Below are 16341 nucleotides of genomic sequence, written 5' to 3'. Positions count from 1 at the left end.
TTCGGCCTTCGGTCGCCCGTCAGCCGATCGTCGGGACCTACGGCCCCGGATCGGGGACCAAAGCCTCCTCAGCTCAGCCGGCGGCGGCCATAGCGTCGATCATGCGCGGCGACCTCCCGCCGCTCCATGAGATGGAAGGACGACGATGTCTCAGACCTTGATCTCCCCGCCCCCGGACACCCGGCCCGCCGGCCGGAAGACCGGCCTGGGGCTGGCCGCCCTGACGGCGATCGTCGTCGGGTCGATGATCGGCAGCGGAATCTTCGCGCTGCCGTCGCAGATGGCCGGAAGCGCCGCCCCCGGCCCGCTGCTCATAGGCTGGGCCATCACCGGCGTCGGCATGCTGACGCTGGCGTTCGTCTTCCAGACTCTGGCTACCCGCAAGCCGGACGTCGACGGCGGTGTCTACGGTTACGCCCGTGCCGGTTTCGGCAACTACATCGGCTTCACGTCGGCGTTCGGATACTGGGTGTCGGCCTGGGTCGGGAACGTCGCCTACCTCGTCCTGCTGTTCTCGACGCTCGGCTACTTCTTCCCCGTATTCGAGGGCGGCGCAACCATTCCCGCGATCATCGGCGCGTCGGTCGTGCTGTGGATCGTGCATGCCATGGCGCTTCGCGGCGTGCAGACCGCCGCCCTCGTCAACGTCGTGGTGACCGTCGCCAAGGTGGTCCCGATCCTGGTGTTCATCGCCATCGCCGCGGTCGGATTCAAGGCCGGACTGTTCTCCGCCGACTTCTGGGGCAGGGCCACGCAGATCGAGGGCGCGCCGCTCGGCGACACGATGACGCAAGTCAAGAACATGATGCTGGTCACCGTGTGGGTGTTCATCGGCATCGAGGGTGCCTCCGTCTACTCCCAGCGCGCGGCCAAGCGCAAGGACGTCGGCCGGGCCACCGTGCTCGGCTTCGCCGGAGTGTTGGCGCTGCTGCTCATGGTGAACCTGCTGTCGTACGGGCTGATGGCCCAGGCGGAGCTGGCCGGAGTGCCAGATCCCTCGATGGCCGGGGTACTGGAGCACGAGGTGGGCAGCTGGGGCGCCGCCTTCATCTCGATCGGCCTGGTCGTCTCGCTGCTCGGCGCGTTGATCGCCTGGGTGATGCTGTGCGTCGAGATCCTGCGCCTGCCTGCCCTCGAACACGTGATGCCGAAGGCGCTGGCCCGCGAGAATGCGCACGGAGCGCCCGCGAATGCGTTGTGGCTGACCAACTTGTGCGTCCAGGCCCTGCTGCTGTGGACGTTGGCCAACGAGAGCACCTACACCAACCTGGTCTACCTGGCGACGTCCCTGATCCTGCTGCCGTATCTGTGGTCCGCGGCATACCAGGTGCTGCTTGCGGTTCGGGGCGAGACGTATGAGTCGGGCCAGGGACGCGTCCGTGATCTCCTCATCGGCGTCGTCGCGCTTGGCTATGCGGTGTGGCTGGTGTACGCGGGCGGCTGGCAGTACCTGCTGGTGGCCGCGATGTTCTACCTCGCGGGCACCGCGCTCTACCTCTGGGCGCGACGGGAAAGCCACCTGCCAACATTCACCAAGTCCGAATGGATCGTCGTCGCCGTCGTGGCACTCACGTCGGTGCTGGCCGCCACACTGATGGCCACCGGAAACCTGTCCGTCCTATGAGCGCCACCGACTCCCAGCTTGGCGTCTGGTCCGAGGCGGGCCGGCTACGACGAGTCATGGTCTGCGCACCCGGGCTGGCCCATCAACGGCTCACCCCGGACAACTGCCACGAGCTGCTGTTCGACGACGTCATCTGGCTGCAACAGGCCCGCCGCGATCACTTCGACTTCGTCGCCAAGATGGTCGATCGCGGCGTGGAGGTCCTCGAGCTCCAGGACCTGCTCGCCGACGTGGTGGCGAAACCCGACGCCCGGGACTGGCTGCTGGACCGCAAGGTGACCGACGATCTCGTCGGACCGGGACTCACCCACGAGATTCGGGCCTGGCTTACCGAACTACCGCCAGATCGATTGGCGGAGTTCCTCATTGGCGGCGTCGCCTACCAAGACGTGGTCGACGAGGTCGAAGGCAACTTCCTCTCGTTGTTCAGTTCGTTGGATCCGGCGGGGTTCGTCATCCGACCGCTGCCCAACACGCAGTTCATGCGCGACAACTCCGCTTGGATCTTCGGAGGCGTCACGCTAAACCCGATGTACTGGCCAGCGCGGCGTCAGGAAACATTGCTCACGGCCGCCGTCTACAAGTTCCACCCCGCCTTCGCCGACGAGAAGTACGACGTGTGGCTGGGCGACCCCGACGGACTGCCCACCGACCACGGGCTTGGCACCCTCGAGGGCGGTGACGTGATGCCGATCGGCAAGGGGCTCGTCGTGATCGGCATGGGCGAGCGGTCATCTCACCAGGCGATCACCCAGGTCGCCCGCAACCTGTTCGCCGCCGGCGCGGCCGAACGGGTGCTCATCGCCAGCCTGCCGAAGACGCGCTCCGCCATGCACCTCGACACCGTGTTCACCTTCTGTGACCGCGACCTGGTGACGGCGTTCGCTCCGGTCGTCGACGGGATCGTGCCGATCAGTCTGCGGCCCGACGACAGCTCACCGTCCGGACTGGACGTGCGCCGCGAACCAAAGGGCTTCATCGAAACGATCGGAGCCGCAGTCGGAGTGGACTTCCGGGTCGTCACTACCGCCGGCGACGTCTATGGCGTCCAGCGCGAGCAGTGGGATGACGGCAACAACGTCGTCGCGCTCGAACCGGGCGTCGTCATCGGCTATGACCGCAACACCCTGACCAACACGGCGCTGCGCAAGGCGGGCGTGGAGGTCGTCACCATCGACGCCAGCGAGCTGGGCCGGGGCCGCGGAGGCGGCCGGTGCATGACGTGCCCGATCCTGCGCGACCCGCTCTACACCTGAGTCTTCAACCCGAAGGAAGTTTGGCCATGGCGTTCAACAACCGAAACCGCAGTCTGCTCAGCCTGATCCATCACACCGATCGCGACCTGCTCTACTTGCTGGATCTATCTCGCGATCTCAAGCGGGCGAAGTACTCCGGCGCCAGCCGGACCAGTTTGGCGGGCAAGAACATCGCCCTGATCTTCGAGAAGAGTTCCACGCGCACCCGTTGTGCGTTCGAGGTGGCGGCCCACGACGAGGGTGCCCACGTCACCTACATCGACCCCACGTCGTCGCAGATTGGGCACAAGGAGTCGATGAAGGACACTGCCCGAGTGCTCGGCCGGATGTACGACGCGATCGAGTACCGCGGTGCAGGCCAGGAGATCGTCGAGGAACTGGCGGAGTACGCCGGGGTGCCGGTGTTCAACGGACTGACCGACGAGTTCCACCCCACACAGATGTTGGCGGACGTGCTCACGATGACCGAGCACTGCCCAAAGCCGCTGCACGACATCGCCTATGCATTCGTGGGCGATGGCCGCAACAACGTGGCCAATTCGCTGCTCCTGGTGGGCTCCAAGCTCGGCATGGAGGTACGGATCGGCGCGCCCCGAGAGCTTTGGCCGAACGACGAGCACGTGGCGATGTGCCGGGAGTTCGCGGCCGCATCGGGGGCGCGGATCACCATCACCGACGACCCCAAGGAGGCGGTCGCTGGCGTCGACTTCATCTACACCGACGTGTGGGTGTCCATGGGCGAGCCGATGGAGACCTGGGGAGAGCGGATCGACCTGCTGTTGCCTTTCCAAGTCAACAAGGAGCTGTTGGCCGCGACCAGCAACCCGCGGGTGAAGTTCATGCACTGCCTGCCCGCCTATCACAACTCGGACACCGAGGTGGGGGCGCAGATCGCCGCGCAGTACCCCCACCTGGCCAACGGCGTCGAGGTCACCGAGGACGTCTTCGAGAGCCCGGCGAACATCGCCTTCGAACAGGCCGAGAATCGGATGCACACGATCAAGGCGGTCCTCGTGGCCGCGCTGGGCTGACACACGTGCGCATCGTGATTGCCTTGGGCGGCAACGCAATTCTGCAGCGCGGACAACCCATGACGGCCGACAACCAGCGGGCCAATATCCGGGTCGCCGCCGAGAGCATCGCCGCGATCGCGCCAGGGAACGAGATCGTCGTCGCTCACGGCAACGGCCCGCAGGTCGGACTCCTCGCGTTGCAGGCGGCGGCCTATCACGATCTTGCTCATGGGGTGGCTTCCTATCCGCTCGACGTGCTCGGCGCGCAGACCGAGGCGATGATCGGCTACGTCATCGAGCAGGAACTCGGCAACCTGCTGCCCGCTGAACAGTCGCTCGCCACGGTGCTAACGATGATCGAGGTGGACCCCGACGATCCGGCGTTCGGCCATCCGAGCAAGCCGATCGGCCCGGTCTACGATCGCGAGACCGCCGAACGCCTCAAGGCCGCGAGCGGCTGGGCGATCGCCCCTGACGGCGACAAGTTCCGCCGCGTGGTCCCGAGCCCGAAACCCAAGCGCATCTTCGAGATACGGTCGATCCGGAGCCTCGTCGAGCAGGGTACCATCGTGATCTGCGCCGGCGGTGGCGGCATCCCTACGATGTACGACGCCCACGGCAAGCTGCACGGCGTCGAGGCCGTCATCGACAAGGACCTCGCCTCCGCGCTGCTTGCCGAACAACTCGAGGCCGACCTGCTGGTCATTGCCACGGACGTCGATGGCGTCTACGCGAACTGGGGGACGACGAACCAGACCAAGCTCGACTACGTCACGCCCGGCGAACTGGGCGACCTCAAGCTCCCCGAGGGATCGATGGGCCCGAAAGTCGAAGCCGCATGCGGCTTTGCAAGCAATACGGGTAACGAGGCCGTCATTGGATCGCTCGCCGACATCACCGCCATCGTCCATGGGACGGCCGGCACACGGGTCTCCCCTGCGCTGGCACCACTGGCCGGGCGGATGCCGTCATCGTGATCAGGCATTGACCGCGGCGGCGACCCTTAGCTCGCCGCCGTCACCGCCAGCACCGCATCGGCCAACTCTGGCCGACACACCACCAGGTCGGGCAGCAGCACGTCGGACTGGTTGTAGACGAGCGGCGAACCGTCGATGCGCGACGTGAAGAGCCCCGCAGCGCGGGCGACGGCGACGGGCGCGGCGGAGTCCCACTCGTACTGACCACCCGCGTGCACGTAGACGTCGGCGATGCCTTGCACCACGGAGGCGACCTTGGCTCCCGCGGAGCCCATTTCGACGAGCGTGCCGCCCAACGCATCCCGGACGGCGAGCGCGACGGCCGGCGGACGAGTGCGGGAGACGACGACGCGTGGCGCGGCCGGTGGCGGTGGCGGCGGGGCGACGTCCGGAGTGGCGAGCGTGACGCCCTGGGCGGGCAACGCCACGGCGCCCGCCACCAGTTCGCCGGATTGCCACAGGGCCACGTGCACCGCCCAATCCGCTCGGCCGAGCTCCGAGAACTCACGGGTGCCGTCGAGCGGGTCGACGATCCACACCCGCTCGGCCGAGAGCCGCACCTTGTCGTCGGCACCCTCCTCGGAGAGCACCGCATCGCCGGGTCGCTCCGCCGCGAGTGCCGCCATCAGGAAGTCGTGAGAGCGCTTGTCCCCCGCGTCCTTTCGCTCGGCAGCCGTGGCGTCGGCAAGCTCCTCGCGCACGCGGAGCAGCAGTTCACCCGCTTGGGTCGCTAGCGCCGCGGCGACCTCGTGGTCGTTCACCCCTGCCCGTTCAGCAGGGCGACCACGCTATCGGCCAGCTCGTCCGGCGACGGGCCCGGTACCAGGTGCAGGTCGGGGTTCTTGGGCCGCTGGTAGGGGCTGTCGATGCCGGTGAAGTGGGTGATCTCCCCGGCTCTCGCCTTGGCATACAACCCCTTCGGGTCACGGGCCTCGCAGTCCTCGAGCGGTGTGTCCATGAACACCTCGAAGAAGTCGAAGCCCTGCTCAACGTGCACCTTTCGGGCAAGTTCGCGGTGTTCGTCGAGCGGGCTGATCGCCGGAACCAGGACGGTGAGTCCGGAATCGGCCATCAGGGTGGCGATGTAGGCCAGTCGGCGTAGATTCTCGGCGCGGTCGGCCATCGAGAAGCCAAGGTCTGCGTTCAGTCCGTGACGCAGGTTGTCGCCGTCGAGAACATAAGCAGGACAACCGTTTGCGAGCAACTTCTGCTCGACGAGCACCGCGACGGACGACTTGCCCGAACCGGACAGCCCGGTGAACCAGATGGTGCGGCCCTTCGACAACCGGTCATCGGCGCACACCAGCGACTGGTGGCGGACGGTGTTGGGAGACGCCGCGCGGGCCGCGGCCGGTGTCGTGTCGCGGACCATGCCCGCCGCGACGGTGCCGTTGGTGTCGGGATCGACCAGGATGAACGACCCGGTGACGGAGTTGCGCGAGTATTCGTCGAGCAGCAACGGCGCCTGGGTGCGCAGGGTGATGCGCCCAAGTTCGTTGAGCTTCAACGCGGTTGCGCTCTTGTCCCGGTGCAGCGTGTTCACGTCGAGCCGGTAGTCCAGGGCGGCCACCCGGGCCCGCGTGGTGCGGGTGTTGTTCTTGATGACGTATTCGCGGCCCGGCTCCAGCGCGGTCTCGTCGGCCATCCAGCACACCGTCGCGTCGAACTCGTTCGTCACGTGGGGCTGGTTGTTGGCCCGCGCGATCATGTCGCCGCGCGAGACGTCGATGTCGTCGGCCAGGCTGATCGACACCGCCATCGGGGGGAACGCCTCAGAGACGGGACCGGTCGGACCTTCGATCTCGGTGATGCGGCTGGTCTTTCCCGTTGGCAGCACCACGATTTCGTCGCCAGGCCGCATCACGCCGCTGGCCACCGTGCCCGCATAGCTGCGGTGGTCGGCGTGCTCGTGGGTCTGCGGCCGGATCACGTACTGGACGGGGAACCGCACGTCGACCAGATTGCGGTCACCGGCGATGTAGACCTCTTCGAGGTGGCTCAACAGCGCGGGACCCTCGTACCACGGGGTGACGTCGGACTTGGTGACCACGTTGTCGCCGTTGAGCGCCGACAGCGGGATGGTGGTGACGTCGTGGATGTCGAGGCGCGCGGCGAACTCGTGGAAGTCGTCGCGGATCTTCTCGAAGCGTTCGCGATCCCAGTCGACGAGGTCCATCTTGTTGACGGCCAGCACGATGTGCTGAATACCCAAGAGCGAGGCCAGGAACGCGTGGCGGCGAGACTGTTCGAGCAGTCCGTGCCTTGCGTCGACGAGCACGATCGCCAGCTGCGCGGTCGACGTGCCGGTCACCATGTTGCGGGTGTACTGAATGTGGCCCGGGGTGTCGGCGATGATGAACTTGCGCTTCGAGGTGGCGAAGTAGCGGTAGGCGACGTCGATCGTGATGCCCTGCTCGCGCTCGGCGCGCAGGCCATCGGTCACCAAAGCCAGGTCGGTGTAGTCGTTTCCGCGTTCCTTGGAGGTGCGCTCGACGGCTGCGAGCTGGTCCTCCATGACGGCCTTGGAGTCGTACAGCAGCCGCCCGATCAACGTCGACTTGCCGTCGTCCACCGAACCGGCGGTCGCGATGCGCAATAACGTTGCCATCAGAAGTAGCCCTCTCGCTTACGGTCTTCCATGCCTGCCTCGGAGATTCGATCGTCGGCGCGGGTGGCGCCTCGCTCGGTCAGTCGGGAGATGGCCGTCTCGGCGATCACCTCGGATACGGTGGCGGCGGTCGACTCCACGCAGCCCGTGCACGTGACGTCGCCGACGGTGCGGAACCGCACGGTCTTCTCGATGATCGGCTCGTCCTTGCGCGGCTGCAGGTACTTGTGGACGGCCAGGAGCATGCCGTCGCGTTCGAACACCTTGCGTTGGTGCGCGTAGTAGATCGCTGGGAGCTTGATCTTCTCGGCGCCGATGTAGGACCAGATGTCGAACTCGGTCCAGTTGGATAGCGGGAAGACGCGGATGTGCTCGCCCTTGTGATGCCGTCCGTTGTAGAGGTTCCACAGTTCGGGGCGCTGGGCCTTGGGATCCCACTGGCCGAACTCGTCGCGGAAGCTGAATACGCGCTCCTTGGCGCGGGCCTTCTCCTCGTCGCGGCGGGCGCCACCGAACGCGGCGTCGAACTTGTTCTCGCGGATGGCACGCAGCAGCGTGAAGGTCTGCATGGGATTGCGCGACGGGATGGTCTCGACCACGCGGCCCGCGTCGATGTCGTCCTGAACCTTGGCCACGACGAGCCGCACTCCCGACTCGGCGACGAGTTCGTCGCGCGCCTGGAGCACTTCGTCGAAGTTGTGGCCGGTGTCGACGTGCATCACCGGGAACGGCAGCCGTCCGGGCCGGAATGCCTTGATCGCCAGGTGCAGCATGACGATGGAGTCCTTGCCGCCGGAGAACAGCAGCACGGGCTTCTCGAACTCAGCAGCGACCTCGCGGATGATGTGGATGGCCTCGGCCTCGAGCGACCTCAGATGGCTGAGTTCGTACTTGCCGGTGGCCTGATCGAGTTCTCCCGTAGCCGTCACGACTTCCTCTTTAAGTTGGTAGAGTTAGCTAGAATTGCAATCATGCCCAGGAATGTACCGACGACGGGGCCGACGTGTCAACGGCGCGCGACGTTTAATTACGTTAGTCTTTGACACGTAATGGACGCTCCCACCACTTCCGCGCCTGCGGTCGGCCGCCCGCGCAACCCGGCCAAGGACGTCGCCGTCCTTCAGGCCACCCGCGACCTGCTGGTCGAAGCGGGCTATCAGGGCACCACCGTGGTCGCGATCGCGCGGCGGGCCGAGGTCGGCGCACCGACGATCTACCGGCGCTGGGCCACCAAGGAAGCGCTCGTCGAAGACGCCGCGTTCGGCCACGAGCAGCCCGCCCTGCTCCCCGAGCCGACCGGCGACCTACGCGCTGACCTGCACGCATGGGTGTCGACGTTCCTCGACTTCCTCGCGAACCCGGTGACTCGGGCGGCGCTGCCGGGGCTGCTCGCGGCGTATCACCGCGACGAGGAGAGCTACGAGCGTCTGGTGCTGCGGTCGGAGGCCGACGTCCGCCACCTGATGGCGGGGCTGCTGTCGGCGGCTCGGCCGGCGACGTCGATCAAGGATCTCGACGATCGCGCCGACACCGTGTTCGACGTGCTGGTGGCGATGACCGTCGCACGGGCAATGACCCGCGGGCTCGTCGACCGCGAGGCGTTCTGCGATCGCACCACCGACGCGCTGGTGACTCTGGCGCGGGCTACCTGACGAACGCGCCGAGACTGCGGGGAGATCGCGAATCTGCGAAGTTTCGCGATCTCCCCGCAGTCTCGAGGGTGGCGGTTGAGCCGGGGCGCGTAGCGAATACCCCTACCCGCGAGGTAATTGAAACGGCGCGACACCTCGTCGACACTCGTGAACCATGAGCACTCCCACCGGCGCCGAGGTCATGGCGCAGTTCCTGCCCCAGTCGCCGTTCGTGACCAAGCTCGGCATCGTCGCCGAGACCCTCGACGGTGACGAGGTGCGGCTGCGCATGCCGTGGGATCCGACCAACGTCACGCTGGGCGACATGGTGCACGGCGGCGCAATCGCCACGCTCGCCGACGTCACGGTGATGGCCGCGGCCTGGGCAGGCGTGGCCGCCGCCGAGTCATTGCGCGGTGTCACGGTCTCGATGTCGATGCAGTTCCTCGCGCCGGCCCGGGCCACGGATCTGATCGGGGTGGGACGGGTGCTGCGGCAAGGCAAGACGCTGGTCAACTGCGACGTCGACGTCGTCACGCCGGACGGCGAGCTGGTCGCGAAGGCAATCGCCACCTACAAGGTCGGGTAGCCGGAGCGCCGTCACTGCGCGTGGGCAATTTCGCGAACGTCAAAATTGGTTGAGACCGATTGCTGTCAGTCATATGCTTGGGCAGGGTCGGGGAAGGACCAAAGGGGGCCAGCGATGGCAGCCATGGTGCACCGCTTGGCAATCATCGGCGCGGCGACGTTGGTGCCGCTCGCGTTCATCACGGTGGTTTCGCCGGGGACGAGCAACGCAATCGAATGCGGGCTGGGAACAGTGTTCGATCCCCCGTCCAATACCTGCGTCGCGGCAGCGTTGCCACCGCCTCCACCACCGCCGCCGCCAGCGTGGAACGGCGACCTCACGCCGTACTTCTCGGTCGGTATCTGCGCGCCCATTCCGTTCGTGGCGCTGTGCACCGGCATCTGAGCCGGGTCTCGACGGTGTCCGTCAGACGTTCGGCGTGATGACGGCGCGGCCCTGAATCTGGCCGTGGTGCAACAAGTCATAGGCCTCGGCGGCCCGGTCCAACGGGAAGTGCTCGACGAGCATGTTGACCTTCCCGGCCTGGGCGAGCCTGATGACGTCGATGAGCTCGGGGATGGAGCCCCAGAACGGCGACGCGACCGAACACTCCTTCGCCGGGCTGTGGAAGTTGACGGGCAGCGCCGCGTTCCCCAATCCGACGATGGTGAGGTGGCCGAGCACCCGCGACACCTGCGCGGCCATCGTGAGCGTCGCGTTCACGCCGACGAAGTCGAGCACGAGCTCGGCGCCATGACCCTTGGTGATGTCCCTGATGTAGGTAACCGCATCGTCGCCGGAAAGCAGCACCTCGTCGGCACCCATCGTCTTGGCGATCTCCAACTTGTCTGCCGAAGTATCCACCGCGACAACGGTTGCCGCCGAAGCCAGCGCCTTGAGCACCTGGATGGCCATCTGCCCGAGACCGCCCGCGCCAATGACGACGGCGGTCGACCCGGGGCCCAGCAGGTGAACTGAACGCTTTACGGCGTGATAGCTGGTCAGCCCGGCGTCGGTCAGCGGCGCCGCCTCGCGGGGGTCCAAGTCGCCCAACGGAATCAGATAGCGCGTCGCCGGCACGAGCAGATACTCGGCCATGCCGCCGTCGGTGCCGCCGAGGCCGCCCGGGCTGGGCTTCCCGGGCGTCTGACAGTAGTTCTCCATGCCTTGTCGGCAGTTGATGCACAGCCCGCAGCCCCACGGGCCGTAGACGATGACGGGGTCGCCCGGTGCGAAACCCGTTGCCCCTGGCCCCATCGTCTCGACCCAGCCGGCGTTCTCGTGGCCGAGGGTGAACGGCAGCGTCATCGACACCGATCCGGCGGGCGCTTCCAACAGGTGAAGATCCGAGTGGCAAGCGCCGGCGCCTCCAACCTTGACCAGTACCTCCCCCGGGCCAGGCTCGGGCACCGGCACGTCCCGAAGTTGGCCCGGCTGTTGCCATTCGACGAACTGGAAGGCCTTCACCTCAACCGATCCGGTCGAACTCGACCTCGAGGTGCAGCGGTCCACGGAACACCTGGTTCACCCGGTACGGCGGCGGATCGACGACCAGCCGCGGGTTCTCGACGCGCCGCAGGAACGTCTCCAACGCAAGGTTGACCTCCAGGCGCGCGAGCGGCCCGCCGACGCAGCTGTGCACGCCGCGGCCCCAGCCCACGTGTTGGTTGTCCGGGCGCAGGACGTCGAACTTCTCGGGGTCGGGGAACCGGCGCGGATCGCGGTTGGCCGCGCCGTAGACCAGGTGCACCGCCGAACCCGCGGGGATGACGGTCCCGCCGACCTCGACGTCCGCCGTCACGCTTCGGCTTGGGAAGAACTGGACGGCCGACTGCAGCCGCAGCACCTCCTCGATGGCCTTCGGGATCAGGTCCGGCTTCTCGCGCAGCAACCCGATGGACTCGGGATTGCGCAGCAGGGTCAGCACGCAGTGCGCGATGGTGTTGACCGTCGAATCGTGCCCGGCGATCAGCAGCAGCATCGCGTTGGCCGCGGCCTCCTTGGGCGTCATCGGCCCGTCCGGACCGTCCTTGTCGTTCACCAGCTTTGACAGCACGTTGTCCTTCGGCTCCGTCAGGAACCCCTGGATCAGGTCGGCCATGTATGCGGTCAGCGCCGCGGTGCTTTCCTTACCCTTCTGTGCGCGCGCCTGCCCTTCTTCGGTGGCGGCCTCCGGGCCCATGTCGGCGCCCGCCATGAAGTCGAAGATCCAGCCATGAAAGGTGGGCTCGTCCTTCAGCGGCACCCCCAGGATCTTGCAGATGACCGCCACCGGAACCGGATAGGCATAGTCGTCGACGACGTCGAAGGTGTTGCCGCCCTTGGCCTTGACCTCGTCCAGCAATCGGTCGCACAGCGCCTGGATGTCGGCAGCCATGTTGGGGATGACGTCCGGCGAATGTGGCGGCGCGAAGTGCCGCATGACCTGTCGGCGCTGCTTGTCGTGCTTGGCCGGATCGGACACGATCAGGCTCGGCTCCCGGCCGTATGCCTGCATGTGCTCGGCACCGACGTCGGGCGCCTCGGCCGCGGGCTTGGCCGAGATGGGACTCTTCGAGATGTCCGAGCTGACATGGGGGTCGTGGGCAAGCTGCACGAGTTCCTGGTGTCCGGTGACGACGTAGACCTTGTCGGCGACCTGCACGACGGGTGTCTTCCGAAGCTCGTCGAAGAACCGGTACGGGTCATGGCGGTTCTCGTACTTCATCGCCTCGGTCCAGGCGGTTTCTGCGGTTGTCATCGTGCTCCGTTCAGCGGGCTTTAGGGCGGAACTCGGCGCCCCGGGAGGTCGGGTCGTGGCCGGTGAGCACGACGTCGGGAATCCCGGTGGGTTCGCGCGGATCGGGGAAGCGGGCCGACATCGGCTCGGAGTTCGTGGGTACGTCATAGCCCGGCGGCGGGGGCGGGAAGGGCGCCGACTGTTCGATGAGCCTGCCGTAGTACTCCAGCCACTTGCCGTGGTTGAAGGTGATGGCTCCGACGATGCGACCGTTCTTGCCGAAGGCGGCGGCGAAGCGCAGGTCTTCGACGGAGCCCTGGGTGAAGACGATCTCGTCCCCGAAGGAGCACACACCGCAGCCCTTGATGTTGACGCCGAACTGGCCCGACCAGAACTGCGGCAGCGGCAGGTGCGGGCGGCGTCCTCTCTCGAGGTTGACCATGTTGTGTGCTGCGGTCTGGGCGCCCAACACCGCGGCATCCACGTGCTCGATGGCCATGAATTGGTACTCGTACAGCACGTGCGGGGCCCGCGCGATGTCGCCGGCGACGAAGATGTTGTCGGTCACGACGCCGTTGATGTCGAAGGCCCGGCAGCCGGCGTCGCAGGCCACGCCCCAGAACCCGGCGGCCAGTTCGGCGCCTTCGAGCCATTCGATGTTGCGGACGGATCCCAGCGACGCCACCACCACGTCGACGTCGAGCAGGGTCCCGTCGGACAACTGAGCCTGCCGGACGTGCCCGTCGGCGTCGCCCTTCAGCGCCTCCACCGCCACGCCGGTACGCAGGTCGACGCCTGCGTCACGCTGCATCTTGGCGGCGATGTCGCCGATGACCCCGCCGAGCGGTCCGACCAGCGGTGCGCTGGAACGTTCCGCGACCGTCACGTCCAACCCGAGGTCACGGCAGACCGAAGCCATCTCGGAACCGATGAAGCCCGCTCCGACGATGAGCACCCGCTTGGGCTTGGCCTTCAACGCGGCCTGTAGCTCGGCGGCGTCGTCGCTGGTGCGCAGTGTGTACAAGCCCTTGAGCTTGGCCTCCTCCGGGTTGAACCACGCGCGGGAGCGGACGCCGGTGGCGATCAGCAACCGGTCGTAGGGCACCTTGTCACCGTTGGCCAGCAACACCTCCCGGCTGTCGCGGTCCAATCCGGTGGCCGCCACGCCGAGCCGCCAGTCCGCGTTGACCTCCCGCAGCCGCGGCAGCTTGGTGTTACCCGCAGGCACCCATCCCTTGAGCACCTGCTTGGACAGCGGCGGCCGGTCGTAGGGCTCGTGCACTTCGTCGCCGATGATGGTCAGCGAGCCGGTGAACCCCTCGTCGCGCAACGCCTCCGCGGCACGCAGTCCGGCCAGCGACGCACCGACGATGACGATCCGCCCCTCCGCCTTGAAGGTCCTGACGATGTCGTCGATCAGCGCGTGCGTGCTCACTTCGTCGTCCTGTCCGACGGCGGATCCATCTCGGCGATGATCGCCTGCACCGGGCAGGATGCGACGGCCCGCGCCACTTGCTGACGTTGCGAGTCATCGGGATTCGGGTCGTAGGCGAGGGCTTCCTCACCGTTGAGTTGGAGCACCTCCGGCGCCAGCGGGACGCACTGCGCGTATCCGAGACAGCGATTCAAATCGACGACGATGCGCATGCTGATTCGGCTCCTTCTCAAGGAGCGCTGAGGGCTGGTCAGCGCTGCTCCGAACTCGGAGTGATTGCGCTGACGCTACGGTAAATATGGCTTCAGAAAGCAACTTTCGACAGAGTCTCGCGGCTCTGACGTTTCGGCTACATCGGTGCGTTGGCCGGCTGAAAGTCACCCGAGTTATCCGGGTCGTCCTCGGCGCGGATGACGTGCACGACCGCGTTGATCAGCGCCAGATGAGTGAAGGCCTGCGGGAAGTTGCCGAGGTGTCGACCAGTGCGCGGATCGATCTCCTCTGCGTAGAGGTGCAACGGGCTGGCGAACGACAACAGCCGCTCGCATAGGTGCTTGGCCCGGCTGAGCTCGCCGATCTCGACCAGTGCAGACACCAGCCAGAATGAGCAGATGGTGAACGTGCCCTCCTCGCCGGACAGTCCGTCATCGGTCTCGTGAGTGCGGTAGCGCAGCACCAACCCGTCCTCGGTCAGTTCGTCGGCGATGGCCAGTACCGTCGCGCGCAGCCGCGGATCGTCGGACGGTAGGAACCGGTTCAGCACCGCCAACAGCAGCGAGGCGTCCAGTGCGTCGTCGCCGTAGCGCTGGGTCAGCACGCCTCGGTGATCGACGCCGTTGGCGAGGATGTCGGCCTTGATCTCGTCGGCTATCGCAAGCCATTGCTGCGTGAAGTTCGTCCAGCCGTGCAGTTCGGCGAGTTTCGCGCCGCGGTCCAGCGCCACCCAGCACATGATCTTGCTCGACGTGAAGTGCTGCGGCTCGCCGCGCACCTCCCAGATGCCGCGATCGGGTTCGCGCCAATGCTTGATCGCCTCTTCGACCTGACTCTTGAGCACCGGCCACAGGCTCTCGGCGATCTGCTCACGGGACCTCGAGTGCAGATAGACGGAGTCCAACATCGAGCCCCACACGTCGTGCTGCATCTGATCGAACGCGCCGTTGCCGATCCGTACCGGCCGGGCGTTGTCGTAACCGGAGAGGTGGTTGAGCTCGCCCTCCACGAGCGTCCGCTCCCCACCCACGCCGTACATCACCTGAAGTGGTTGCTGCTCACCGTCGTTGGCGCCGGAGACCTCAGCGATGAAGGCGAAGAAGTCGTCGGCCTCGCGGTCCAGTCCCAACGTGTAGAGCCCCCACAATGCGAATGTCGAGTCCCGGATCCAGGAGTAGCGGTAGTCCCAGTTGCGTTCGCCCTGAGGCGTTTCCGGAAGTGACGTGGTGCTGGCCGCCAGCAGCGCTCCGGTTGGCGCGTAGCTCAGCCCCTTCAGGGTCAGGGCGCTGCGCTGTAGATAGGTCTTCCATGGATGGTCGGGGAAGTTGCCAACGTTCATCCATTGCCGCCAGCACTCGCTGGTCTTCCACATCTTGTCGGCCGCTTCGGCATACGTTTGCGGAGCAGCATTCGAGGAGAAGCTCAACGCGACGAAGACGTCGTCGCCCTCCTTCAACCTGGTCCGTGCCCGGGCCTGGCGACCGTCGAGTCCGAGGCGGAGGTTGGTCGTCAAGCGCAGACTCGGGTGGGCGTCCGGGTCGGTCTTGGCCCGTGCCACCGCCTCGCCGTATCCGTCGGACGAGTACTCCCACCTCGCGGGGATGCGGTGGTAGTCGAAGGACGGTTCGCAGTCCACCACCAACTCGACGGTGCCGTTGACGCACCGCACCGTGCGCAGCAAGACGTGCTCGGCATCCCAATCCATCGGAGCGCGGCGATGCGTGCGCGAGCGTCTTTCGATGTCGTGCCATTCACTCATCACCAGGGTGTCCCGAACGATCATCCAGCCGGTGTGGGTCTGCCACGTCGTCTCGAGGATCAGGCTGCCCGGCAGATACCGGCGCGCGGCGGGGACCGTCACTCCGTACGGATTGATCCTGAAGTGTCCAGCACCGCGATCCAGGATCGCGCCGAACAAGCTGGGTGAATCCGGCCGCGGCGCACACAACCACTCGACCGACCCGGCCGAAGAGATCAGGCAGGTGTTCTCGCAATCGGAGAGGAATCCGTAGTCGGCGATCGGCGGAAACGGGCTTCGCGGATGACTCGAGGCATACGGGATGGACGGCGCGGAGTCGAGTCCAACGGCCGCACCGTTCTCGTCGGCGGGCGTCGCGCTCTGCATGACCATCTCGACATCATTGACCGCCGAGCGCTCCGGTCGGGTGACTTCGGGGGGGGGGACATAGGGATGCGGGGGGGTTACAGCCCGAAAAAGGAAAACCGGGTCGGGAAGTTGTTTTGGGGGGCGACCGGGCCCACCCCGCACCCCCACAAAACCAGAGTGGGGTGGAGAC

General features: G+C 66.6%; 15 protein-coding genes. 7 read left to right on the top strand and 8 right to left on the bottom strand.

What is annotated here, in order from left to right; all coding sequences use genetic code 11:
• The first annotated feature begins 145 nt into the window (after positions 1-145).
• Genes arcD through arcC form a run of 4 tightly spaced genes read left to right on the top strand, consistent with a single transcriptional unit; the run spans position 146 to position 4870 of the window.
• Entirely contained in the window at positions 146-1624 is a 1479-nt protein-coding gene (gene arcD / locus SLQ33_RS32160) for an arginine-ornithine antiporter (RefSeq protein ID WP_319457991.1), read from the top strand.
• Positions 1621-2880, top strand: a complete 1260-nt coding sequence (locus SLQ33_RS32155) for an arginine deiminase (protein ID WP_319457990.1) — start codon at positions 1621-1623, stop codon at positions 2878-2880. The genes arcD and SLQ33_RS32155 overlap by 4 nt, the downstream gene beginning before the upstream one ends.
• 26 nt (positions 2881-2906) lie before the next feature.
• Positions 2907-3911 (top strand): ornithine carbamoyltransferase, encoded by a 1005-nt coding sequence (locus SLQ33_RS32150; protein ID WP_319457989.1) that lies wholly within the window; start codon positions 2907-2909, stop codon positions 3909-3911.
• 5 nt (positions 3912-3916) lie between these two features.
• Positions 3917-4870 carry a carbamate kinase gene (arcC, locus tag SLQ33_RS32145; protein WP_319457988.1) on the top strand — a complete coding sequence of 318 codons (954 nt, stop codon included), beginning with the start codon at positions 3917-3919 and terminating at the stop codon, positions 4868-4870.
• 26 nt (positions 4871-4896) lie between these two features.
• On the opposite strand, the gene SLQ33_RS32140 is transcribed toward arcC, so the two are convergent.
• Genes SLQ33_RS32140 through cysD form a run of 3 tightly spaced genes read right to left on the bottom strand, consistent with a single transcriptional unit; the run spans position 4897 to position 8407 of the window.
• Positions 4897-5631, bottom strand: a complete 735-nt coding sequence (locus SLQ33_RS32140; protein ID WP_319457987.1) for a 3'(2'),5'-bisphosphate nucleotidase CysQ — start codon at positions 5629-5631, stop codon at positions 4897-4899.
• Positions 5628-7478: a sulfate adenylyltransferase subunit CysN gene (cysN, locus tag SLQ33_RS32135; protein WP_319457986.1), complete on the bottom strand. Its 1851-nt coding sequence runs from the start codon at positions 7476-7478 to the stop codon at positions 5628-5630. The genes SLQ33_RS32140 and cysN overlap by 4 nt, the downstream gene beginning before the upstream one ends.
• Entirely contained in the window at positions 7478-8407 is a 930-nt protein-coding gene (gene cysD, locus SLQ33_RS32130; protein ID WP_319457985.1) for a sulfate adenylyltransferase subunit CysD, read from the bottom strand. Before cysD ends, cysN begins: the two co-directional genes overlap by 1 nt.
• Before the next feature lie 120 nt (positions 8408-8527).
• Between cysD and SLQ33_RS32125 the strand changes: the two genes are divergently transcribed.
• From SLQ33_RS32125 to SLQ33_RS32115, 3 genes are all read left to right on the top strand, one after another.
• On the top strand, positions 8528-9130 hold the full coding sequence (locus tag SLQ33_RS32125) for a TetR/AcrR family transcriptional regulator (protein ID WP_319457984.1): 603 nt from the start codon (positions 8528-8530) through the stop codon (positions 9128-9130).
• A gap of 154 nt (positions 9131-9284) precedes the next feature.
• Positions 9285-9698, top strand: a complete 414-nt coding sequence (locus SLQ33_RS32120) for a PaaI family thioesterase (RefSeq protein WP_319457983.1) — start codon at positions 9285-9287, stop codon at positions 9696-9698.
• 114 nt (positions 9699-9812) lie between these two features.
• Positions 9813-10082 carry a hypothetical protein gene (locus SLQ33_RS32115; protein ID WP_319457982.1) on the top strand — a complete coding sequence of 90 codons (270 nt, stop codon included), beginning with the start codon at positions 9813-9815 and terminating at the stop codon, positions 10080-10082.
• Positions 10083-10103: 21 nt separating this feature from the next.
• Here SLQ33_RS32115 and SLQ33_RS32110 read toward each other — a convergent pair whose 3' ends face one another.
• The 5 genes from SLQ33_RS32110 to SLQ33_RS32090 all read right to left on the bottom strand — a co-directional run bounded on the left by SLQ33_RS32110 (position 10104) and on the right by SLQ33_RS32090 (position 16175).
• Positions 10104-11144 carry an NAD(P)-dependent alcohol dehydrogenase gene (locus tag SLQ33_RS32110; protein ID WP_319457981.1) on the bottom strand — a complete coding sequence of 347 codons (1041 nt, stop codon included), beginning with the start codon at positions 11142-11144 and terminating at the stop codon, positions 10104-10106.
• Position 11145: 1 nt separating this feature from the next.
• Positions 11146-12417, bottom strand: coding sequence for a cytochrome P450 (locus SLQ33_RS32105; protein WP_319457980.1), 1272 nt, complete (start codon positions 12415-12417; stop codon positions 11146-11148).
• Positions 12418-12427: 10 nt separating this feature from the next.
• Positions 12428-13831: an NAD(P)/FAD-dependent oxidoreductase gene (locus SLQ33_RS32100; RefSeq protein WP_319457979.1), complete on the bottom strand. Its 1404-nt coding sequence runs from the start codon at positions 13829-13831 to the stop codon at positions 12428-12430.
• Positions 13828-14043, bottom strand: a complete 216-nt coding sequence (locus tag SLQ33_RS32095) for a ferredoxin (protein ID WP_178357354.1) — start codon at positions 14041-14043, stop codon at positions 13828-13830. The genes SLQ33_RS32100 and SLQ33_RS32095 overlap by 4 nt, the downstream gene beginning before the upstream one ends.
• A 137-nt stretch (positions 14044-14180) precedes the next feature.
• The gene (locus SLQ33_RS32090) at positions 14181-16175 is read right to left on the bottom strand and encodes a glycoside hydrolase family 15 protein (protein WP_319457978.1); all 1995 of its coding nucleotides are present in this window, start codon (positions 16173-16175) and stop codon (positions 14181-14183) included.
• Between the last annotated feature and the right edge of the window lie 166 nt (positions 16176-16341).

The sequence above is a fragment of the Mycobacterium sp. RTGN6 genome (genome assembly GCF_033804605.1).
Taxonomy (GTDB): Bacteria; Actinomycetota; Actinomycetes; order Mycobacteriales; family Mycobacteriaceae; genus Mycobacterium.
This window is presented reverse-complemented; position numbering and strand designations above follow the sequence as displayed.